Origin of the sequence: Salmonella sp. SAL04157 (assembly GCF_046551635.1) — a bacterium.
GTDB classification, from domain to species: Bacteria; Pseudomonadota; Gammaproteobacteria; order Enterobacterales; family Enterobacteriaceae; genus Salmonella; species Salmonella enterica.
Genome location: NZ_JBGDVS010000014.1, coordinates 69,134 through 89,423, shown reverse-complemented (window position 1 = coordinate 89,423; position 20,290 = coordinate 69,134). Strand labels below are relative to the sequence as shown.

Sequence of the window (20,290 nt, the reverse complement as noted above, 5' to 3'; positions counted from 1 at the left end):
ACTATTCTCCAATCTTGTCTATAAGCGACTGTATAACTTCATCGGCATTTTGTTTAAGCCGCTTATAACGCGTTTCCGTCACAGCTAAACCCGCATTCATTGCCTGCCGATAGGCAGGAAACTCATACAAACAACCGGCTAATGTTTCATAGCCAGCTTCACTTATATATGCCCTGGCTTCAGCCTCTTCTGCCTCGGTGCCAACACGGCTTAACGAAAAGACTAACTTGGAGCGAGGAATGCCATCTTTAACGAGAGCATTGAATACCTTAATTGCAGGTATCAAATCATCGAGCGAAGCCCCTGTCGGTTGAACAACGAGATCAGCGACTTTGGCAATTTCCAGGGTTCCCTTACTTGCTCGTGCGGGCCCATCAAGGATCAGCAGGTCGACATCACCTGCTGACTCGATAGCCTGCTTTGCTGTTCCAAACAACTCAACTGAAGCAGCAGGAGGTAAACCGGCCGCCAGACGACGGCGATGCCAGTCCGAACTGGTTGCCTGTTCAAGATCTAAGTCTGCGAGCTTAGTTTTAATACCGCTGTTGGTAGCTTCCCGGGCCAGTGCTCTGGCCTTTGTGCTTTTACCAATCCCGCCTTTCTGCGATATAAATCCAACTATCCAGGCCATAAAGCCCTCCGGTATTGCTGCAAGATTGCAGCATACTTGAATTAGAACCCCTACAGCAGAGGTCAATATCTGAGCATCAATCTAGCATCTTGCAGCTAGATTGCAACATAAAACATCATGCTGCAAGATTGCTACTTGATTGAAGCATTATAGAAGCAAGCCAGACAGTACGGAACTGATGAAAAATTCAGTCACGACGGTCTGGTGCGTTAAAGCTCGAAACTGCAATCTTGCAGCTATATTGCAGATAGATTGCAACATAAAAATCATGCTGCAAGATTGCTACTTGATTGAAGCGTTATAGAAGCAATCCAGACAGTACGGAACTGATGAAAGATTCAGTAACAACGGCCTGGTGCGTAAAATTCGAAACTGCAATCTTGCAGCTATATTGCAGAAAGATTGCAGCTATTAAATTTTCAATCAATTCCTCATTAACTAATTTGAGGGGGTCAGCCATGTTATCCAGTGATAAACTAATGAACAGAAAAAGTAGGGCGAGGATACACTAACGACCTCTCCCTTGCGTTCCGGCCACCGGATGTGATTGTCAGCCTTGATGTTCAGTGGCCAGCCGACCTGACCCCGACTCGTCCGGGTGAAAACGGAGAACAATGACTAAATGAGTTTTATCAACAGATACATCTGCTTTAGCAACGAGTCCCTTAAAGAAATGTCCTGGATCAGCACCTTCTTATCAGGATGCAGTCTCATTATATCCGGTATCTCCCTGATACTGTGTAATGTGGTCTTTCTGGCGATTCTGTCATTTGCGAGCGGCGTTATGGTCTGCGCGTTATCTGGAGCGGTGTATTACGCTCGCAAGATGACAGAAGAGCATGAGAAGAGTCGATGAAGATGACGCCCGAAGGGACAATTTCAGAGTACTCATAAGGCCAAAAATGACGGTGATCCGCGTCTGCAGCCGTTCTGTTGGTAGTCGATTGGGCCAGCCTGGTATAATCGCATAAATGCCATATTGAGGGATTGTTTTGTCGTTACGCCACTCAAAACAAAAGTTTAGAATTCTTGTGCTGGCAGTGTTGGTCGGCTTCAGTGCCTGGGCGATGATTCTCATGTATAAGATCGGGATGCCGTGTGGTTTGCCGTTTGAAAAAACATACAATGAAGGTTCACTATCCACACAGCTTTGCCCCACCCCCTCAGATAGTTCGTCACTTCGATGATAAAAGTCGCTCTCGCGGCTTTTTTTACGCCCCGCTTTTAACATTCTGCGCATCTGGTGTCTGAGAACAGGCCTGCAGCCCACCTGTGCCCGGCCCCGGCTCACTTTTAGTGGAGGCCTGTTTTTGAGAAAACCATCACATTCATGTGCCTATCGTCGGATGATTATAAAAGAACCCCCTGGAGGTTGTTCCCTTCAGGCCGACGGAGTGGAGAAAATGAAAAAGGTTGAAGATATTTATGCAATGCGTAATTTTGAATTTCTGGTCATCACATTTGCACAAATGGCGGCACAGGGAAGAACCGTGGATATTGATTCTTTGACCGGGAATATGGATGAAACACACCGGGCATGGTTCACGGAACGTTACCGGCACTGGCTGGCCATATCCCGCCAGGAACTGCAGTGATAACGGGTCGAGAAGATAGCATGAAGATGGACTCACGCCGCCAGCGGGCGCGCCGACATACCCTTTTTCGCCATCGTCTCTGCTGTGTGAATTTTCTGCTGCTGATGTTGTTAGTTACAGCTGCACTGCTCGTTTTTAGCGGCAGGTTTTCACCGTTACTATGAAAGCGGGAAAATAAGAGACATCCGTCATCATTTTATCACCAGCCAGATACCTGCTGGGTTTACCGAATAGTGACGGATTTAACCCCTTCAATGTCCAGCAGGACTGGAGCAATCTCATCGATTGAACGTCCGGGACGCAGCGTCAACACCAGAAACAGTGTCCACATTTTTTCCTCAGAGGCATTTTCTTTCAGGGAACGAAACGCAAAGCGACCAGGCATCGACTGAAGGGTGGTAAACACCCGGCAAACGCTTTCTGGCCGGAGTTTTACTTCTAATCCACAGTGACGACTCAGCAGCCGGTTACTGAGCTGGCGGAAAACCTCGAGCACAATAAGCGTCAGAAAGGCCCCGTAGATCCCAATCTCATACAGGCCACTACCAATAACCAGACCGATAGCAGCGGTGACCCACATTCCAGCAGCTGTTGTCAGACCCTTGACGATTTGCTTCTGAATAATGATAGTTCCGGCGCCCAGAAATCCCATACCGCTTACCACCTGAGCTGCAATCCGACTAGGATCAAGAGCTACATGATTTTCCCTGAGAATATCTTCGAACCCATATTTGGAGACGATCATAAACATGGCGCTGCCCATACCAACCAGGATGTGCGTCCTCAGACCGGCTTCCTTCGCGCGTAACTGACGCTCGATTCCAATAAGTCCCCCGAGAAAACCGGCGAGAGCAATTCTGATTAGCAGGTCCGTGATGATTGAAGAATCCATTTTATGCAGCTCCTCTGGTAGACCGTGAGTGAATATGAGGCAACAGGCTAAAACTGAAGAGATACGATAAATGTGATTCAACTCGCGTAAAACGGCAGTGTAAGTTACATTCGTTGCTATTCAGTTTTAGCCAGTTTCTGTACTCGAACGAGATGTTCAGGGTGGACCACTGTACAAAAGAGCAGGGCGGCACCATCGAAAAATCAGCCCTCATCAGAACCTGCGCCTCATTAATCCGTGCTTATTCCATACAGACTGATCGTATAAAAAATTAAGCGCCCTTAGAAGAATGCAGCAATCTAGCTGCAATATTGCTGCATTCTTTTTTTATCTTCATTACGTCCCTCAGCCTAGTCTGAGAATGACTGACATTATTGGTGGTAGCACAGTCCTGCCTCTTCTGTGCCACCGAAAATCAACCTCGCAGGAGATTGGGTCTGACAGAAACGTCAGACCTGCAATTACAGAAAGCCACTTTTCAGCATATCAGTTAGGTTGACTATCCCGGTCACCTTCCTGTCCCTGTTCAGTACGGGAAGCACCGAGACCGGAGAAGGGCTATTTTGCTCCATCTTCCTGACAGCCACTTCCACCAGTTCATCTTCATAAACCCAGGCAGGTGATGTCGTCATGACTTCAGTCACCGGGTTATCAAGGAACAGATTGTTGTACATCACGTACCGTCTGATATCACCGTCGGTAACTATGCCAGTGAGCTCACACTGTGCATTCATCACCGAAGCCGCGCCTGTCTTACATGATGTCATGGCGAAAAGGGTATCCAGAATTGATGTTGACTGATCCACGGCACAACAGTTTTCTCCGGATTTCATGATATCCCGGACTGTTGTCAGGAGTCGTTTACCCAGTGCACCGCCAGGATGGAAAAATGCAAAATCCTCCCTTTTGAACTTACGGATGTTCATCAGAACAACCGCAATGGCATCCCCCAGAGAAAGCGACAGAGTCGTGCTGTTTGTGGGTGCCAGATTTAAGGGGCAACTTTCCTGTTTGACGGCAGAACTGAGAAACACATCGCTGTGTTGAGCGAGAGTGGAATTCTCATTACCACAAAGCGCAATAACCGGGAGTCCTATCCTTTTCAGAACAGGCAGCATCGCCAGTATTTCTGGTGTTTCCCCACTGTTGGACAGGGCCAGAATGACATCAGATGATGTCACCATTCCCAGGTCCCCGTGCGCAGCTTCTGCCGGATGGAGATAAAAAGAAGGAGTACCTGTACTGGCGAGAGTGGCAGATATTTTATGCGCAATATACCCGGGTTTTCCCATGCCCGTCACAATCACACGCCCCCTGGTATCGACCAGTAAACGAATGGCTCTTGCAAACGGTTCTCCCACTGTCGGAATGGCATCCAGGAGGCTCTGTGCTTCGCTGGCCAGTATATTTCGTGCCTGTGTGATAATGCCTGCAGAGGCATCGTGTAGTACTGATGGCATAATACCCTCTCTGAGTAATCAAACTGCTCATGTGAATCTCAATGTTAAAGTGTGATTATGATGTGAATATGTGAATCCGTTCACATTTAATTATTAAAACTTAATTTAGCCTTACGTCATGGTGAGGCTGACCTGTAGAGAGTGGCGATTAATGGCAAGGTACAGCAAGAACGACAGAGTGAACCGTATCATTGAGATGGTCAGCAAAGATGACAATGTCACCATCAGTTATCTTGCAGATTATTTTTCGGTGTCACACATGACTATCCGCAGGGATGTGGAGGAACTACAAAATAATGGTCTGGTGAAGGTTATTTTTGGCGGGCAAATCGTTAAGAATTTCATCGAGAACAGCCCGGAATACAGTAATAAATCCCGTGAGAATACGGATTATAAAAAAGCGGTGGTGCTCAAGGCATACAAATTATTACGTCCCCAGCAGACTGTATTCATGGATGGTGGTACGACGGTAAAACAATTGTCCGGTCTGATTGATATGCCCCTGACCGTACTGACAAACGATATAAGTACAGCCGGCCTGCTGAATGAAAACGATCTTATCCGGGTTATTCTCTGCCCGGGAGAAATTGCGCGGGAAAGTTTATCGGCCTACAGCAGTGAAACACTGCGTTTTCTCTCTGAACATTATTTCGATATTGCCTTCATTGGGGCCGATGGTTTCAGCAAAGAAAACGGTGCCATGACGACAAGCCAGGTAAAGGCAGACTGTAAATGGATGGCAGCAAACCGGGCCACTAAATCTGTATTACTGGTCGACCACAGTAAGAAAAATGTTTTCTGCAAATATAAAGTCGCCGATCTTGAATTTTTTAGTGAAGTAATAACCGATGATGACTGAGCAATATCACCCTGTCCCCAGGAGTATAAAAAATGAAAGTAGCCATTATTGCTGATGATTTAACAGGAGCAAATGCCACCGCAGCATTATTAAGTACCCAGGGATTTACGACATTAACCTGCCTCGATAATCCTGAATATGCTGAAGATTATGATGTCGTGTCTTTTTCCACTGACTCACGGTCAGTATCTTATCAGGAAGCTTATACGCGTGTATCGCGATATCTGGAACTGATTAATCCTGAAGACACGACAATCAGTAAACGTATCGATTCCACACTCCGGGGGAATCTGGGAGCAGAAGTGGACGCGGTTATTGACCGTTTTCCGCAACTGATGGCGATTGTTGTCCCCGTTTATCCTTCCAGCGGCCGAATTTGCGTCGGCGGCTCTCTCCTGGTTGATGGTGTCCCTCTGCAGAATACCGCGATGCGGAATGACCCAAAAAATCCAATGACCGAATCGTCCGTTGTGGAGCTTTTTCGCAAACAAACCAATAAAAACCTGGGATATTTATCGCTCAGCTCAGTCCTGGGGGGAGCCAGTATCCTGGCCCGGGAACTGAAGACGCTCTATCACAAAAACGTCAGAATTGTGGTGATAGATGCCACGACAGAAGAAGACATCCATCAGATTGCTATGGCCGTTCTGAAAGCCAAAGTCCCGTTCTTTTGCGTGGACCCGGGAGTCTTCACGGCACACCTGGCATATCTGCGTTACTCAAGCGGCAGAAAACGAACGAATAAAATTTTTGTCGCTATCGGCAGCGTATCTGAACTGACCCAGCGGCAAATACGAAAATTACGGTATGAACGACAGGTTTATATCGAGACGTTACCCGCAGAGACACTGATTGATTATGCTTTTCATCCGGAGACGGCATCTGCACTGGTGGAACAGCTGACCGGTAAAACAGATCAATACGATGTGGTGGGCATTGATACTGTGGAGCTTCCTGAACACATCTGTTGCCTTAAAACGCTTTCCGCAAAATATGCAATTGATGAAAATGAGGTAACCTGCCTGATAAATAAAGGCCTGGCTGAAATAACGGCCCAGGTACTGGAAAGAGAAAGTTCTCCTGTCAGCGCCCTGTACAGCAGCGGTGGTGACGTGGTGGTCGCCATTACAAAAAGACTCCAGGGAAATGGCGTTATTTTAAAAGATGAAGTTGAACCATTAACTGTTTATGGAAACCTTACCGGAGGGTCATGTCGTGAAATTCCGATAATCACAAAGGGTGGATTTGTCGGGGATGATAATACTCTCGTCCATTGTATCGATTATCTTTCAGCAAAAGTATCAACACAGAAAAAAGAAACTGCAGTAATGTAATTACAACCAGAAGGATTAATTAATGAAACCGTTGATCGCTATTCCAATGGGGGATGCGGCTGGCATCGGCCCGGAAATCACCGTTAAAACCATTGCATCAGAAGAAGCATTCAAATATGCAAAAATGATTGTGGTTGGAAATAAACGCGTGCTGGAAATTGCATGTGAATTTTCAGGTGTTCACCTGAAAATAAACCCGATAACCCGGGCAGGGGAATTCAATGACCAGCCCGGCGTTATGAATCTGATTGAACGGGGTGATATTGATTTCAGTACATTCCGGCAGGGAGAAATTCAGGGGCAGTGTGGAAAAGCTGCATATGACTGCATTGAAGAAGTCGTCAGAATGGCCATGTCGGGCGAGGTTGATGCCGTGGCCACGACCCCCATCAATAAAGAATCCCTGAAGGCCGGTAATGTTAAATTCATCGGCCACACGGAAATTTTCGGTCAACTGACCAACACCCCGGATCCTTTAACGATGTTCCAGGTTCGTGACCTTCGCGTCTTTTTTCTGACTCGGCATATGTCGCTGGTCAATGCCATTCAAAGTCTGACACCAGAAAAGGTCTGTGATTATGCTGTCCGGTGTACCCAGGCATTACAGAAGCTGGGGTTGAAAGAACCCCGTATGACCATTGCTGCGATTAATCCTCACGGCGGAGAACACGGTCTATTTGGCACAGAGGATGATGATATTCTCCTGCCCGGCACTGAAATGGCGAAGGCCCGCGGGGTTTCAATTACAGGTCCCAAACCGGCCGACAGCGTCTTCCATTTCGCGCTTCAGGGAAAATATGATGCCGTTCTCTCCCCCTATCACGATCAGGGACATATTGCGACCAAGATGGTGGATTTTCATCGCACAATATCTATCACCAATGGCATGCCCATCCTGCGCACGTCCGTCGATCACGGTACTGCCAATGATATTGCAGGGAAAGGGGTCGCTGACCCTGTCAGCATGATTGAAGCTGTCCGGCTGGCTGCGCTTTACGCTCCCTGCTTCAGCAAGCCGTAACCGGCAAAATAACTCCCGCTTTACAGCGGGAGTGCCCATGACAGCATCATTAAATACAGATCTCGCTGTATTTAAGAAGGATAAAATTATTATGTCTGAAAATACTAAAGTAACGGGAAGATATTCATTCAGCCCCGCGTTAAAAGGCATTGTAATACTGATTATTGGTCTGGTGATTTTTTATATAGGAAGCCACGGGAGCAGTGAACTGGAAAGTTCGCATGTTATTGGGGGCCTGCTGATTGCCATTGCCGCCCTGCTTTTTATGATACTAAAAACCCGGATATCCACCTTTCCCGCACTTATTATCGCCGCCATTATTACGGGGTCATTAGGAGGGATGAAAAGTGACTTAATGATCCAGTCGATTACAAAAGGATTTGGCGGAACGCTGGGTAATATCGGCATCGTTATCGGGTTTGGTGTGATGATGGGGGCTTTGCTTCAGCTCAGTGGAGCATCCAGAAAGATGGCGCAGACCTTTATCCGGGTGCTGGGCAAAGAGCGTGAAGAGCTTGCGCTTGTCCTGATTGGTCTTATTGTTTCAATGGCCGTATTCTGCGATTCCGCGTTTGTGGTACTGACGCCACTGGTTAAGTCGCTTTCACGTTCAAGTGGAAAGTCAATTGTCGGGCTGGGAGCAACACTGGCAGCCGGCCTTGTTATCAGCCACAGCATGATCCCTCCTGCTGTGGGGCCCTTTGGCGTGGCCTCGCAGTTTGATATGCCCATTGGAACATTCATGCTCTGGAGCATGCTGGTTGCCATTCCTGTCACGCTGTGCGGATTTATCTATACCACCTGGCTGGGAAAACGCATCTTTATCGTGCCTACTGAAGATGGCGAGGGCTTTACCCGTGAACGGCAGGCTGTTCCCGTGGTAAACCCACAGGAAGATGAACAGCTTCCTGGCACACTGATTTCCTTCGCGCCTTTGTTTGTGCCGATTATTTTGATCCTGCTGGCGACATTCTTCCGGGAAAGCGGCATCACAGATACCTGGGCGGGTCACTGGCAGGGGACAGTAGCACGAATGTTCATCACCATCGGACACCCGGTCGTTGCCGTGGGATGTGGACTTCTGATTGCGATTATTGGCCTCGGAAGTCATTACGCGCGAGAAGAAGTGACCCACAGTATGGACAATGCAATCCGGTCAGCGGGTATCATTTTACTGCTGATTGGAGGTGGTGGTGCTCTGGGTATGGTTCTCAGGGATTCTGGTGCCGCCAATATGATTGCAGCTTATATCGTTAAAATTGGCGTTCCCGGTGTACTGCTGCCTTTACTCCTGTCCACGCTTATCCGCCTTATCCAGGGGTCCGGTGCTGTGGCAATGATTACCGCAGCCAGCATAACCGCCCCGATGATTGGGACACTGGGCGTCGATCCGATCATTGCCGGACTTGGCTGTACGATTGGCTCTTTTATGTTCTCCTACTTTAATGATGCCTACTTCTGGGTGGTAAACCGCTCACTGGGCGTTACCGAAGTACAGGAACAAATCAAAGTCTGGAGCATTACATCAACGATTTTGTGGGCATCAGGTTCACTCACATTGTTGATTATAAATGCAGTTTTTTTCTGAACCGAAAGAGAAGATTACGGATCAACACCACATTCCTGCTGCGGAATGAATATCCCTGTATTTGTACTGAAGTAATGCAGCCAGCACAGAACATCACAGACACCTTACGGGGTGTCTGTTTTTAATAATATCCCCCGGATGTCGGGCCATAAGCTCAGACATTGCCTTTCAACATGGCAACCGCATCAGACTCCGGCATCTGAAACTGCACCCTGTGTCGTGCTGCCACATCAAGCGCAAACACCTTCGTGTACACCTCCGTCGAGCTGACCGACTTATGTCCCATCAGGCTCTGCAACACCTTCAGCGGAATACCGTTGTACAGCATATGCATCGCATAGCTGTGGCGGAACGTGTGCGGGGTCACCGGTACCGAGAATGTCACGCCGTCGGCCGCTGCAGATTCAACCGCTTCATTCAGCCAGGTCCGGACGGTCCGGTCGGTAATTTCCCAGATGCGCGCTTTCTCTGTTCTGCCAGTACGTTTATTCCTGCGTTCGAGGGGAATTTTCAGCGTGGCCACCATCATCTCCAGCTGGCTGACGTACTGTTTATCTGACAGCGGCACGAGACGATGGGCCTGACTGCCGGCCGGTGCTCTCCCGGCTGTTCTGGCCGCCTTTTCCGCTCTCTGTTTCAGGGTGGCCAGCTGTACAAACGGGTAGGGCGGTGCCAGCGAAAAATCAGCCCGCGTCAGGGCCAGAGCCTCATTAATTCGCGCGCCGGTATTCCACAGCGTGGCCAGCAGCATTTTGCGGTGCAGATCGGGGACATAATGGAGCAGGGCGCTCACTTCCGGCGCCAGCAGATACTTCGGCAGTTCGTCCTGGATGATTGCCATCTGACGCAAAGCCAGCGCAGCCGGGTAGTCAATGGGCACAGGTAGCTGTGCAGCAGGAACGTTGATTTGAGGGACCGGCATCAGTTGACTCATTGGCTTAACACTCCGGGAAATCTGAAGGGCCGATAATAAACATCACCAGGCCGTCGCGGCAACTTTCGATCTCTGCCTCACTGGCAGAAGAAGACAGCCTGTGCAGGTTCGCGGAGGTGGCGTCCAGAGGATATAAGTTCTGACTGAACAGCGACAGATTGTCTTCACTGCATGTGAGACCTGCCGCTCCCAGATACCGGGAATAATCAGACAGTATGGACCGGCGTTCTGCTTCAGGCAGAGACTCAAAATACCCCAGATACTCATCAGTAAAAGCAGCATCGGCGATCCCTCTGACCACGTCCGCCATTTCCTGACAGATATCCAGCTGCAGCACGGCAGCAGGGAAGATATCCTCCCGGTGTCCGCCACAGGATGCGGAGGCCAGCCGCCACTGGACATGGAGACTGACCGGTACTGTACGGGTCGATGCAAGTACCAGGGCCGGCAGTTTACCCGTCCACGTTTCAAAAGGTTCGTCAAAACACTCCGCAGGAATATCGGCAAGAGCCATTCCATCCCATGTTGACACAGTCATGTCGTTCCTCGTTATAGCTTATATGCGGCGGGTAACCAGCCGGGCGCAGGCGGCAGCGGAAAGCAGTTCCAGGGATGCTGCGCGGCCAGTTCCTGAATGTCGTCGTCGTACAGCCCTGTCCCGCCAAAATCAAACGCAGGCCAGCGCTGACAGGCATAGCAGTAGGCCAGAAAACCTTCATCCCGCTTCCGGGTCAGCCAGTCCACCCAGCTGATGGCGTAAATGTCCTGCGAGTACGCCCCCCAGGCCACAAAGAACGCAAAGCGGGTCCAGTGGGCCAGTTCGGGGTAAAGTGGACGCATGGCAGCCAGTTCGTTCAGTGTCTGCCGGTCGAGACTGAAATCCTGCTCTTCCGTGTCGGTGACAAACGTCCCCATTTCAAACTCAAACTTTTCCATTCCCGGTGTTCCTTTAATGTGGAGAAATCCCGTACGTACTCTGTGTCTGTGAACCTCAAAGTTTTAACACTGCCAGTACCAGCAGGAGAAATATCAGCATCAGCACTTTGTCCAGTGTGGATGCCTTCTGAAACATCTGAAGCACTTTATATAATTGTTGCATTGATCGGTGACCTCCTTGGTCATGTTTACATTAAGGCCCCGATCTTATTGAAAGTTACATCTGGATTTTCTGGCCGCTAAAATTTTTTCCTCAACTGGCGGACGCTCTGTAACCCCATGCGCCCTGATATCAAATGAAACAGTCACTCAGAGTAATCACACTTCCCCGCAGAATATTTTGTCGCAGGTGTCCTTTCCGCAGGATGCCATCTGCACCCGGACATTTCTGCGTTAATTGATGCCGGGATTATCACGCAGCATGACAGTCACGGACGCATTCAGAATTTTCCCGCACAGCTTAGGAATTTTCTCACAACCATAACAACGGTGATGATAACGCCTGATTTAATACCGCGTATACAACATCGCAGATGTGATAATTAGCAGGCATACAGACACGGCAGTAAATTACCGGAGCGCGGTTTTCCTGTGATCCGATTTTCTGTCTATTCACGACTTTCCGGAAGTGTACCATGGTGACGAAATAATCATACCGCTGTTTTCCGGCCCTGAGCACCGGGTCACGCGGTAGCGAAAAAACACAACATATAGAAGAAATTGCAGCTGAAGGAGTGGCACATGTTGTGTTCCAGTGCCGCAGCGCGCCGGAAGCAAGAAAGAAGATCCGTTTCTACCTTTTTTCGGATCTTATGAAGAAAATGAAGGAAGTAAGGATATGTTAAGCATATCCATATGCCGGGCATCTGCATAGGTCAGGCATACGCATATCCTTCACATCTGCATATGTTGCGACTATACATATACTTTGCATCTGCATATACTGAGCATATACATAACGACCATTCGGCCAGGAGGAATACATGAGAACCGTATCGATATTTAAAAATGGTAACAACCGCGCCATCCGTCTGCCCCGCGATCTGGATTTTGAGGGGGTCAGCGAACTGGAGATCGTCCGCGAAGGGGACAGCATCATCCTGCGTCCCGTCCGGCCGACCTGGGGCTCGTTCGCGCAGCTCGAAAAAGCCGATGCGGACTTTATGGCAGAGCGTGAGGACGTGGTCAGTGACGAAGGACGTTTTGAACTATGAAACCGACCCGGACGAAGACGTATATGCTCGACACGAATATCTGCTCCTTTATTATGCGGGAGCAGCCGGAAGTCGTACTGAAGCGCCTCGAGCAGACGGTGCTGCGTGGCCACCGTATTGTGGTCTCGGCCATCACCTACGCCGAGATGTGCTTCGGCGCCACCGGTCCGAAGGCCTCACCGCGTCACCTCCCGCTGGTTGAGGCCTTCTGCGCCAGGCTCGATGCCATTCTGCCCTGGGACCGCGCCGCGGTGGAGGCCACCACGGAGATTAAGGTGGCGCTGCGCCTCGCCGGGACGCCGATCGGCCCAAACGACACGATGATTGCCGGACATGCCATTGCCGCCGGCGCGGTGCTGGTGACGAATAATACAAGAGAGTTTGAGCGGGTGCCGGGCCTGGTACTGGAAGACTGGATCAAATAAAGAATGAGTACGCTCAGAATACTGACCGTCCGCTTTGTGCTGTGAGTTCAACGGGTCGATGCAACGCTATCCTTAATCAAGGGGGGACGTTGCCATGAAACGAAAAACTCGGATTAACTACACGCCAGAGCAGAAGGCAATTATCTGGGACAGATATAAGCAAGGTGATTCTCTACATGATATCGCCAGAATGTTCGACAGATATCATTCTTCCATTATGCCCACTATCCACCAGACAGGCGGCTACCGTCCTCCCGTGCGAAAACGGCACCGATTAGCGCTTTCGCTTGATGAAAGAGAGGAGATATCCAGAGGGCTGGTAGCAAAACTCAGTATCAGGGACATTGCCGCCAAATTATCAAGAGCGCCCTCAACGATTAGCCGCGAGGTCAGGAGGCACGGTGGTGCAAAACAATACCGTGCAGCAAAAGCCGATTCTACTGCGTGGGAAAATGCGCTGAGACCAAAACCTTGCAAGCTAATTGAAAGCCCCGCATTGTGTAAAATCATTGCAGAGAAGATGCATCAGGACTGGTCGCCGGAACAGATCGCCGGTTGGCTGAAACGCTGTTATCCGGATAATCAGGAAATGCATGTGTCACACGAAACGATTTATAAAACGCTTTTTATACAAACCCGGGGAGCATTAAAAAAAGAGCTGCAGCAATGCCTCAGAAGCGGAAGAGCAGTGCGTAGATCCAGGACGTCATCGCTTAAAGGGAAAGGATTAGGGTCAATCCCGAACACGATACCTATCAGTGAAAGGCCACCAGAGGCGGCTGACAGAGCCATTCCAGGTCACTGGGAAGGTGACTTGATTCAGGGCTCGAAAAACTCCTATATCATCACCCTCGTAGAACGTCATTCCCGTTTTGTTATGCTGGCGAAGATCAGAGACAACAAGACCATAACGGTTATATCTGCACTCATCAGACAAGCCCGGGAATTACCTGCTGAGCTTTATAAAACATTAACCTGGGATCGTGGCGCTGAAATGACCAGCCACACACGATTTACTATAGCGACAGACATTCAGATTTATTTTTGTGATCCTCAATCTCCCTGGCAACGTGGCTCAAATGAAAATACGAACAGATTGCTCAGACAATATTTTCCAAAAGGAACTGACTTATCGGTTCACAGCCAGCAAAGACTTAACAGTGTTGCCAGACAGCTCAACGAAAGGCCGAGAAAAACGCTAGACTATGAATCACCCGCAGAACGGTTTAATAAGTGTGTTGCATCCATCAGTTGAACTCACAGCCAGAAGCGGACGTTGTCGTATTTAACATCCAATGAATTAGCAGAGCTTCTTTCATGAAACCTAGCTATTGCTAATAGTGAATAATCAGTATGTTTGTCCCCCCTAAACAGTTAATGTTAATCGCCCCCCGGCGCTCCTAACCCTATGTGATATAATGGATGTTTGGATTTTTATAGAGGGTCAGGTTGTGAATTCATATATTTTGCTTGGTGGGGCCATCGTAGCTGAAGTTATCGGAACAACTCTGATGAAATACTCTGAAGGGTTTACACGTCTATGGCCATCCATAGCCGCCATTGTTTGCTACTGCGCCGCTTTCTATCTTCTCGCCCAGACGCTGTCGAACATCCCTACAGGTATTGCATACGCCATTTGGTCAGGTGCTGGCATCGTATTAATCAGCCTTGTCGGCTGGCTAGTAAGTGGACAAAAGCTTGATTTCCCGGCGATTGCGGGCATGTTCCTGATATGCGCTGGAGTTTTGGTTATTAATATTTTTTCAAAATCCTCACCTCATTAAATCTCATAAATTCATCAAGGAAATGGAGAAACGCTATGGCAGCCGTGATCGCAGCTGGACATATGTGGGTTTTGAGTTCAGGGAGGGTGGTCCGCACATCTGGTTCCCGGGAAGTCATGACAGCCCACCCCGAAAACATATTGCCATCAGCCTGAGTACGGAGACCTTTTCTGACAGGCAGCGCACTGTGTATCAACTGGCCCACGAATGTGCCCACATGCTGGCTCCGGTTGTGGGCGGCGGGGCACCGGTGATTGAAGAGGGACTGACCACCGCGTTCTCGGAAGACATGATTGAATACTGGTGTGGTAACACCGACAAACAAGCTTATACATCCACTCAGAAGTACATCGATGCAGCGGCCCGCGTCCGGGAACTGCTGGCTCTGGAGCCGGATGCGATCCCGCGGCTTCGTGCAGTCGAGCCTGCGTTTAACCAGATGACGGCGGACACCTTCACAAGGGCCGGGCTGAATGTTCCTCCGGCCCTTGTGGACGCGCTGCTGGCCAGCTTTCCGAAGGATTAATTTTCAGGGTGTGACGTGATTCAAAAAAGTGTCCGGATGACATCCTGTTCAGTCGGACACGCTGTTGGGATCACAGCACTCGCGTTGCAGCTGCCGCCAGTATTCAGCAACGTCGCAGACTACTCCCGCCGTCATAACCGCGTCTGCAAGGGCAGAATGAGCCTGGCCATTCCAGCTCAGACCCGCCTGGCTGGCAGCACTGGCCAGCGATATCGTTCCGTAACGGTTGGTGGCGCCGTAATACCGCGCTGAGAGTCGCATGGCACAGTACACATTCAGCGCATTCAGCCAGTCAGCCTGATCACTATGCGCAGCCGCCGTCTGCTTCAGAATGCGCATATCAAAATCCATATTAAATATGACCAGCGGTCGGGACCCGATGTGCTGCCGCAGCTGCGCCGCAATATCAGGCCAGGACGGCGCATCAGCAAGCTCCGCCTCACTGATGCCGTGTACGGCAGCCGCACCCGGCTCTATACTGACTGTCGGTTTCAGGCGGGAGTGGAAAATTGTGTCACCCCGGGCGTTCACCAGTCCAATTTCGAGCGCCTGGGCGGCATTACCCAGCCCGGTGGTTTCGGTATCGAGGAAAAGCGGGTCCTGACTGAGCCAGGTGTGTGCCAGCATGGCGCTCCTGCCACGCTCACTTTTCATCTTAGCCTGCAGGCCCAGACGGCTGCTGGCCAGCTGTTGTTTTTCCGTCTGCGGACGTTTCTCCCGCATCGGGATGCAGTCCGACAGTCGCCAGACGCCGTATTTTCCGCCGTAAGGGTTTTTATACATTCTGACCGGTTCCGCTCCCGGAGCGGGCTTCATCCTGAACTCATCCCTGAGTCTGCCTCTGGTGTAACATTTGTCCTCCGGCGCGGGTGCATCCGGCCGGATCTCTGAATCTTCATCGTCACGCATCCCGACCTCCGGCCTTTTTGTTCCCGGCCAGGGCTGTCATCAGGGACTGGTTCTGACGCTGCAGGGCTTCTGCTTCGCCACGCAGGGCTGCTGTTTTCTCTTTCTCGCCCGTCATCTCCAGCCGGATGTCATCACGCTGCTGTTCCAGCAGGGCACAGCGTTCTGTCAGGCTGGCAATATCCTGATCCGCCCGTTGCTGCCGTTCCATAAATGACTGCTCCTGTTGTTCCAGTCTGGATGTGAGCGTGCTGACCCGGCCACGCTCCAGCGCAAGCTCCCCGGTCAGATCATTCGCCTGTGCAACAGCCTGCTCCAGACGTTGTTGCAGGGATGTGCGGGTCGACTGATGCTGCTGACGCTCGGTGTCCAGCGCCTTCTCCTGAACGTCCAGCCGTGACAGTAAGGTACTGACCTTGTCGCGTTCAGACTTCAGTTCTTCGGTACGCGCAAGAACCTGTGCAGAGGCCTGTTCCAGGCGGTTCTGCAGATCCTCCCGCGTGGATTTGTGCTGCGCCTGTTCCGCATTAAGCGCATTCTGCAGGGCGGTTTTCTGCTCCTGATGACGCTCCTCGCGCTGACGGGCATTCTCTTCAGCGGCTGCAAGACGCTCTTTCAGCTGGGCCATCTCCACGTCCTGCTGCTGACGCTGTGTGCGCTCTGAATCGAGAGCCTGCGTCAGCCGGTCATAGCCGTCCTGCAGCTCATCCAGTCTTTCTTCCAGGTCGTCGACCGTCTGCGCGGCATCGGCCAGCTCCCGTTCTGCCTGGGAAGTCTGTTCGCCGGCGGCGCGCGTGACTTCCGCAACACGACGTTCTGCAGCCCGGACGGCCTTGTCATTCAGCTCGGTGGCCAGCTGGCTGATGCGTTCGGCCAGGGCGGCTGATACGGCCTTCACCTCTTCAGCCACTTCCACGGGCAGCTCGGCGACCGGCTCTGACACGACCGTGCTCTGTGACGCCAGATGCTCGTCCCATATCTGGCGCAGACGCCCCGGATTGCCCCCACCTATGCGGCTACGTAGCGCAAACCCGGTGATATTCCGGCCTTCGGCCTGCAGGGCAAGTCCTGCCTCAATAATCTGTTCTGGTTCATATGTCGCCGGTCGCATCTCTCGCTCTCCGCAAAATGGGTGTGTTCATATTATACACTAACAAACTAACTAATAAACTAACAAACAAATAAATTAATTATGTGACACCGTCACATTAAGGGGGGCATATTCACCTGTCAGTGGGGAAAAAGCGTGTACGATGATTGCTCGCGCACAGCCGCTTCGCGTACCAGATGGTGAGGATGAGGACATTTAACCGACGAGATGAGGAGTGAAATACGCAGGATATGATTTAATTAACAACTACCAGATAACATATATGATATGATTTTTTATATAAATGATAAAATCAAATGGTATTTGAAATGGATGATAAAAAAGTATTTTCAATCAGCTATCAGAAGATAACTGACGTAACCGAACAGTACATTCGCGAATGTATCCGGAATTCCTGCAATGCCGGCAGCAGGGAGGAAGCGATAGCGGAAACTGACTGGGCCAGGGCCAGCCTCGATCACTGGTATCTGCTGGCAAAGGCATGTGGTGCCCCCGAAATGACCGTCGCCGCTGATCGCCAGCGCCTGACAGACCTTATCTGGTGTTACCCTTCAGAAGAAGACCAATGATGACAGCCAGAAATACTCGTCGGCCATCGCCACTACAACGGCGGGTCCTCATTGTGCTGGCCGCCCTCGATGCGAAACATCCGGGACCGGTTCCCACGCGAAATATTGAGCGTGTGCTGGAGATGAGCGGAGAAGCACCAGTCTATGGGCCAAACCTGCGTGCCTCCTGCCGTCGCATGGAAGCTGCTGGCTGGCTGCGCACGTTGCGTGCACCGAATCTGCAGCTGGCCGTTGAGCTGACATCTGCCGGCCGCGAGGTGGCCACTCCGCTACTGGTTGCCGAGCAGGAACGCAAACAGGCCGAACAGCGATCGGCTGCGGTGATGGTCCTGCCCCTGGTCCGGAAAGCGTCGTCAGTTGACATGAACACCCGGGAGGGTGACCTTCTGGTGCAGCTGGACAACGTCTGGTATATATCGTGCCGGGGGGATTACGTCATCCGTCTCGACGGTACCACCTGCCTGCAGTTGTGGAACTCGGCTGGACACCTGACCCGACTGTCAGGCGATCCCCTGCAGGTGGCCACCTGGCTACAGGCCTGTCACGACGCAGGGATCGACATCCGGATGCAAATTAATGAGAGCACCGCACCAGACGAAGGTATGACTGCCGGTGCTGCACCAGTCGATCAGACAGACGCCTGGTACTGTCAGCTGGAGACGTCACTGCTGGCAATGGGGATTTCCGGGCTGACATACAATATACACAAATCGGTTGTGATGCCTGGCGAAACAACAGGCTGTTTGCCCCCACCGGCGCGGCTGCTGCACGAGCTACGGGAAAGCCCGGAGGCGTTTCCACTCTCAGCGTCCTCATATGAAGATGATACCTCTACCGCGCTGGCTGACCTGCTGTCACGTTCGGGATTCACCGCCGCTCAGACGAGAGAGTTGCAGCTGCACCGCATACGCTGGCCATTAATGGACGAGGAAGAGTTCGAACGCAGGTTAAACAGCTCACAGGACAACCGGGAGGAATGATTATGCCTTACTACAATGGACGCTGGCATCTCTATGACGAAAGGGAACGCCGGGAATACGGTGAACGGAAACGACAGGAACGAAGCCAGCACTGGCATGCTCGCTGGATCAGTAAACAGGGGCTGAAAAACAGACTCTGGACAGATAAGGCAATTGGCTCGTTCCTGAGTAAGCCTGAAAAAGCTGGCAAGATTATGGCGTGGCCGCGAACTGAAGTTCTGACGACAGAGAAAACCCCGGAGTTTATGGCATGGATGGAAAAACGACGGGAATGGCTGGATGTGCGCTGCCGGCTTCCGGATATAGCCTACGCCACTTACGGGCTGGTAGTCATCGGCTGGGACATGGCCTCCCCTGACAAGCCAGTACGTTTTCAGGACTGGTCTGGAATGAAGACCGGCAGGATCTGGTTGAGTTACCCCATAAGTGGGTTGATTCCCCTTTCACGGGAGCGGAATTTGATGGCTGGAGTCCTGATGAAGTGGCCTGCGCTATTTGTGAATGGTTTATCAGCAGAAAACCGGGCTGAACTGTTAACAGGTGTCCGTGGCTTCTTAGTGTAGTGTTCTTTTATCAGTTTTCCGTCGTATGCTGATGCAGCAGCGAGAGGGGAACCCATCCGCTTTGCCCGTCCGAAAGACGTTCACACCACATCCACCCATTCAGTGATTTCAGGCCAACCAGCTCATCACCTTTCTTTACCTCCAGTTCCCGGGCGGTGTAATCCTCCAGTGCAAGGCCCCGGTAAGTTCCCTCATCTCTGGCGAGAATCTGTCCAGGAACCCAGCCACCGGTATGGCCAGGTATGGTGCAGTAGAACCAGTTTTCCCACTCTTTCACCCCCTCATACTTCTCGTGAATAATTAGACTGGTACCACGGGTAAAAGATATAGGGTCAGGATATTCGCTGAGATGAGAGTCTCTGGCAGTAAACCGCAATGGTGCTGTCATGTATACCTTCTGTTCACAAGTGAGTCTGATGATATAAAAATGCCTCGCGGCTCGGAACACGAGGCATTTAGTTATGGAAGGCATCAATCATGATAATCGTTCACTTCTATTGATAATATTCTTCTCCTTCTGGTCTGATGTCGAACTTATCCTTCTCTTTACGGAAGGTTTTACATACACAGAGATATCAACAGTGTGTTTTTCAGTGCTTCCTGCAATATCCTGTTCAAAGGATATTTTATTGTTGTACAGAGTTTTTGTTAGAAAGACGTGTAAACGTGTTTGTTAACTACTGAATCCTGTTTTCCCTTGCTCATTCAAGAAATAAGACCTTTTGTATAAAGGTAAATAACCCAGCTACTATAAAAATAACGTTTCACTTATTATTTTCTATGATAAACATCACAGTTTTATAAAGTCACCAAACCATACTTGCATATTCAGACACTGAACATAAGCAATACTTATTAATTAAAGACCACGTTCAAAATACAAAGCTAACACAGACACATAACATCCGTTTATTATCTGCTTGTTTATTGCCAAAAAATCATAAATACTCGATAAATACATA

Annotated in this window: 22 protein-coding genes; 13 read left to right on the top strand and 9 right to left on the bottom strand. The window is 50.4% G+C overall.

What is annotated here, in order from left to right:
• Position 1 precedes the first annotated feature (1 nt).
• The gene (locus ACLJRE_RS21405; RefSeq protein ID WP_042313791.1) at positions 2-631 is read right to left on the bottom strand and encodes a ParA family protein; all 630 of its coding nucleotides are present in this window, start codon (positions 629-631) and stop codon (positions 2-4) included.
• Between the two features lie 1,403 nt (positions 632-2,034).
• Between ACLJRE_RS21405 and ACLJRE_RS21400 the strand changes: the two genes are divergently transcribed.
• Positions 2,035-2,226, top strand: a complete 192-nt coding sequence (locus ACLJRE_RS21400; RefSeq protein ID WP_410957577.1) for a glycogen synthase — start codon at positions 2,035-2,037, stop codon at positions 2,224-2,226.
• 223 nt (positions 2,227-2,449) lie between these two features.
• On the opposite strand, the gene ACLJRE_RS21395 is transcribed toward ACLJRE_RS21400, so the two are convergent.
• A complete protein-coding gene (locus ACLJRE_RS21395; protein WP_410957604.1) occupies positions 2,450-3,106 on the bottom strand; it encodes an MgtC/SapB family protein in 657 nt (218 codons plus the stop codon).
• 473 nt (positions 3,107-3,579) lie between these two features.
• A complete protein-coding gene (locus ACLJRE_RS21390; RefSeq protein WP_410957576.1) occupies positions 3,580-4,578 on the bottom strand; it encodes an SIS domain-containing protein in 999 nt (332 codons plus the stop codon).
• Positions 4,579-4,756: 178 nt separating this feature from the next.
• Here ACLJRE_RS21390 and ACLJRE_RS21385 point away from each other — a divergent pair, with 178 nt between their 5' ends.
• From ACLJRE_RS21385 to ACLJRE_RS21370, 4 genes are read left to right on the top strand one after another with little or no spacing between them, the layout of a single operon-like run.
• Positions 4,757-5,437 carry a DeoR/GlpR family DNA-binding transcription regulator gene (locus ACLJRE_RS21385; protein ID WP_410957575.1) on the top strand — a complete coding sequence of 227 codons (681 nt, stop codon included), beginning with the start codon at positions 4,757-4,759 and terminating at the stop codon, positions 5,435-5,437.
• 32 nt (positions 5,438-5,469) lie between these two features.
• Positions 5,470-6,771, top strand: coding sequence for a four-carbon acid sugar kinase family protein (locus ACLJRE_RS21380; protein WP_410957574.1), 1,302 nt, complete (start codon positions 5,470-5,472; stop codon positions 6,769-6,771).
• A 22-nt stretch (positions 6,772-6,793) separates the two neighbouring features.
• The gene (pdxA, locus tag ACLJRE_RS21375) at positions 6,794-7,792 is read left to right on the top strand and encodes a 4-hydroxythreonine-4-phosphate dehydrogenase PdxA (RefSeq protein ID WP_410957573.1); all 999 of its coding nucleotides are present in this window, start codon (positions 6,794-6,796) and stop codon (positions 7,790-7,792) included.
• Positions 7,793-7,829: 37 nt separating this feature from the next.
• Positions 7,830-9,380 carry a GntP family permease gene (locus ACLJRE_RS21370; protein WP_410957572.1) on the top strand — a complete coding sequence of 517 codons (1,551 nt, stop codon included), beginning with the start codon at positions 7,830-7,832 and terminating at the stop codon, positions 9,378-9,380.
• Between the two features lie 154 nt (positions 9,381-9,534).
• On the opposite strand, the gene ACLJRE_RS21365 is transcribed toward ACLJRE_RS21370, so the two are convergent.
• Genes ACLJRE_RS21365 through ACLJRE_RS21355 form a run of 3 tightly spaced genes read right to left on the bottom strand, consistent with a single transcriptional unit; the run spans position 9,535 to position 11,250 of the window.
• Positions 9,535-10,314: a site-specific integrase gene (locus ACLJRE_RS21365; RefSeq protein ID WP_410957571.1), complete on the bottom strand. Its 780-nt coding sequence runs from the start codon at positions 10,312-10,314 to the stop codon at positions 9,535-9,537.
• 4 nt (positions 10,315-10,318) lie between these two features.
• Positions 10,319-10,852 carry a hypothetical protein gene (locus ACLJRE_RS21360; RefSeq protein ID WP_410957570.1) on the bottom strand — a complete coding sequence of 178 codons (534 nt, stop codon included), beginning with the start codon at positions 10,850-10,852 and terminating at the stop codon, positions 10,319-10,321.
• A gap of 11 nt (positions 10,853-10,863) precedes the next feature.
• On the bottom strand, positions 10,864-11,250 hold the full coding sequence (locus tag ACLJRE_RS21355) for a hypothetical protein (protein WP_410957569.1): 387 nt from the start codon (positions 11,248-11,250) through the stop codon (positions 10,864-10,866).
• 983 nt (positions 11,251-12,233) lie between these two features.
• Here ACLJRE_RS21355 and vapB point away from each other — a divergent pair.
• The 5 genes from vapB (at position 12,234) to ACLJRE_RS21330 (ending at position 15,199) form a co-directional block, all read left to right on the top strand.
• A complete protein-coding gene (gene vapB, locus ACLJRE_RS21350) occupies positions 12,234-12,464 on the top strand; it encodes a type II toxin-antitoxin system VapB family antitoxin (RefSeq protein ID WP_058671934.1) in 231 nt (76 codons plus the stop codon).
• On the top strand, positions 12,461-12,889 hold the full coding sequence (locus tag ACLJRE_RS21345; RefSeq protein WP_410957568.1) for a type II toxin-antitoxin system VapC family toxin: 429 nt from the start codon (positions 12,461-12,463) through the stop codon (positions 12,887-12,889). The genes vapB and ACLJRE_RS21345 overlap by 4 nt, the downstream gene beginning before the upstream one ends.
• 94 nt (positions 12,890-12,983) lie before the next feature.
• Complete coding sequence (locus tag ACLJRE_RS21340; protein WP_410957567.1) at positions 12,984-14,144, top strand: IS30-like element ISCfr4 family transposase; 1,161 nt, start codon at positions 12,984-12,986, stop codon at positions 14,142-14,144.
• A 196-nt stretch (positions 14,145-14,340) separates the two neighbouring features.
• The gene (locus tag ACLJRE_RS21335; RefSeq protein WP_410957566.1) at positions 14,341-14,673 is read left to right on the top strand and encodes an EmrE family multidrug efflux SMR transporter; all 333 of its coding nucleotides are present in this window, start codon (positions 14,341-14,343) and stop codon (positions 14,671-14,673) included.
• A gap of 22 nt (positions 14,674-14,695) precedes the next feature.
• Positions 14,696-15,199, top strand: coding sequence for a hypothetical protein (locus ACLJRE_RS21330; RefSeq protein ID WP_410957565.1), 504 nt, complete (start codon positions 14,696-14,698; stop codon positions 15,197-15,199).
• A gap of 48 nt (positions 15,200-15,247) precedes the next feature.
• Here the strand turns inward: ACLJRE_RS21330 and ACLJRE_RS21325 are convergent, their stop codons facing one another.
• Together ACLJRE_RS21325 and ACLJRE_RS21320 are read right to left on the bottom strand one after the other, a co-directional pair.
• Positions 15,248-16,108, bottom strand: a complete 861-nt coding sequence (locus ACLJRE_RS21325) for an exonuclease domain-containing protein (RefSeq protein ID WP_410957564.1) — start codon at positions 16,106-16,108, stop codon at positions 15,248-15,250.
• Positions 16,101-17,216: a DNA-binding protein gene (locus tag ACLJRE_RS21320; RefSeq protein WP_410957563.1), complete on the bottom strand. Its 1,116-nt coding sequence runs from the start codon at positions 17,214-17,216 to the stop codon at positions 16,101-16,103. Before ACLJRE_RS21320 ends, ACLJRE_RS21325 begins: the two co-directional genes overlap by 8 nt.
• A gap of 308 nt (positions 17,217-17,524) precedes the next feature.
• Here ACLJRE_RS21320 and ACLJRE_RS21315 point away from each other — a divergent pair, with 308 nt between their 5' ends.
• From ACLJRE_RS21315 to ACLJRE_RS21305, 3 genes are all read left to right on the top strand, one after another.
• Positions 17,525-17,785: a hypothetical protein gene (locus ACLJRE_RS21315; protein WP_109288452.1), complete on the top strand. Its 261-nt coding sequence runs from the start codon at positions 17,525-17,527 to the stop codon at positions 17,783-17,785.
• Positions 17,786-18,174: 389 nt separating this feature from the next.
• Complete coding sequence (locus tag ACLJRE_RS21310; RefSeq protein WP_410957562.1) at positions 18,175-18,765, top strand: hypothetical protein; 591 nt, start codon at positions 18,175-18,177, stop codon at positions 18,763-18,765.
• 2 nt (positions 18,766-18,767) lie between these two features.
• Complete coding sequence (locus ACLJRE_RS21305) at positions 18,768-19,328, top strand: hypothetical protein (RefSeq protein ID WP_410957561.1); 561 nt, start codon at positions 18,768-18,770, stop codon at positions 19,326-19,328.
• A gap of 10 nt (positions 19,329-19,338) precedes the next feature.
• Here the strand turns inward: ACLJRE_RS21305 and ACLJRE_RS21300 are convergent, their stop codons facing one another.
• Complete coding sequence (locus tag ACLJRE_RS21300) at positions 19,339-19,716, bottom strand: SH3 domain-containing protein (protein ID WP_094134604.1); 378 nt, start codon at positions 19,714-19,716, stop codon at positions 19,339-19,341.
• Positions 19,717-20,290 lie beyond the last annotated feature (574 nt).

Bases quoted from the DNA above. Each gene is read 5' to 3' on its own strand.
- ACLJRE_RS21405 (WP_042313791.1), bottom strand. From the start codon at position 631: ATGGCCTGGATAGTTGGATTTATATCGCAGAAAGGCGGGATTGGTAAA.
- ACLJRE_RS21400 (WP_410957577.1), top strand. From the start codon at position 2,035: ATGAAAAAGGTTGAAGATATTTATGCAATGCGTAATTTTGAATTTCTG.
- ACLJRE_RS21390 (WP_410957576.1), bottom strand. From the start codon at position 4,578: ATGCCATCAGTACTACACGATGCCTCTGCAGGCATTATCACACAGGCA.
- ACLJRE_RS21380 (WP_410957574.1), top strand. From the start codon at position 5,470: ATGAAAGTAGCCATTATTGCTGATGATTTAACAGGAGCAAATGCCACC.
- pdxA (WP_410957573.1), top strand. From the start codon at position 6,794: ATGAAACCGTTGATCGCTATTCCAATGGGGGATGCGGCTGGCATCGGC.
- ACLJRE_RS21370 (WP_410957572.1), top strand. From the start codon at position 7,830: ATGACAGCATCATTAAATACAGATCTCGCTGTATTTAAGAAGGATAAA.
- ACLJRE_RS21365 (WP_410957571.1), bottom strand. From the start codon at position 10,314: ATGAGTCAACTGATGCCGGTCCCTCAAATCAACGTTCCTGCTGCACAG.
- ACLJRE_RS21360 (WP_410957570.1), bottom strand. From the start codon at position 10,852: ATGACTGTGTCAACATGGGATGGAATGGCTCTTGCCGATATTCCTGCG.
- ACLJRE_RS21355 (WP_410957569.1), bottom strand. From the start codon at position 11,250: ATGGAAAAGTTTGAGTTTGAAATGGGGACGTTTGTCACCGACACGGAA.
- vapB (WP_058671934.1), top strand. From the start codon at position 12,234: ATGAGAACCGTATCGATATTTAAAAATGGTAACAACCGCGCCATCCGT.
- ACLJRE_RS21345 (WP_410957568.1), top strand. From the start codon at position 12,461: ATGAAACCGACCCGGACGAAGACGTATATGCTCGACACGAATATCTGC.
- ACLJRE_RS21340 (WP_410957567.1), top strand. From the start codon at position 12,984: ATGAAACGAAAAACTCGGATTAACTACACGCCAGAGCAGAAGGCAATT.
- ACLJRE_RS21330 (WP_410957565.1), top strand. From the start codon at position 14,696: ATGGAGAAACGCTATGGCAGCCGTGATCGCAGCTGGACATATGTGGGT.
- ACLJRE_RS21325 (WP_410957564.1), bottom strand. From the start codon at position 16,108: ATGCGTGACGATGAAGATTCAGAGATCCGGCCGGATGCACCCGCGCCG.
- ACLJRE_RS21320 (WP_410957563.1), bottom strand. From the start codon at position 17,216: ATGCGACCGGCGACATATGAACCAGAACAGATTATTGAGGCAGGACTT.
- ACLJRE_RS21315 (WP_109288452.1), top strand. From the start codon at position 17,525: ATGGATGATAAAAAAGTATTTTCAATCAGCTATCAGAAGATAACTGAC.
- ACLJRE_RS21305 (WP_410957561.1), top strand. From the start codon at position 18,768: ATGCCTTACTACAATGGACGCTGGCATCTCTATGACGAAAGGGAACGC.
- ACLJRE_RS21300 (WP_094134604.1), bottom strand. From the start codon at position 19,716: ATGACAGCACCATTGCGGTTTACTGCCAGAGACTCTCATCTCAGCGAA.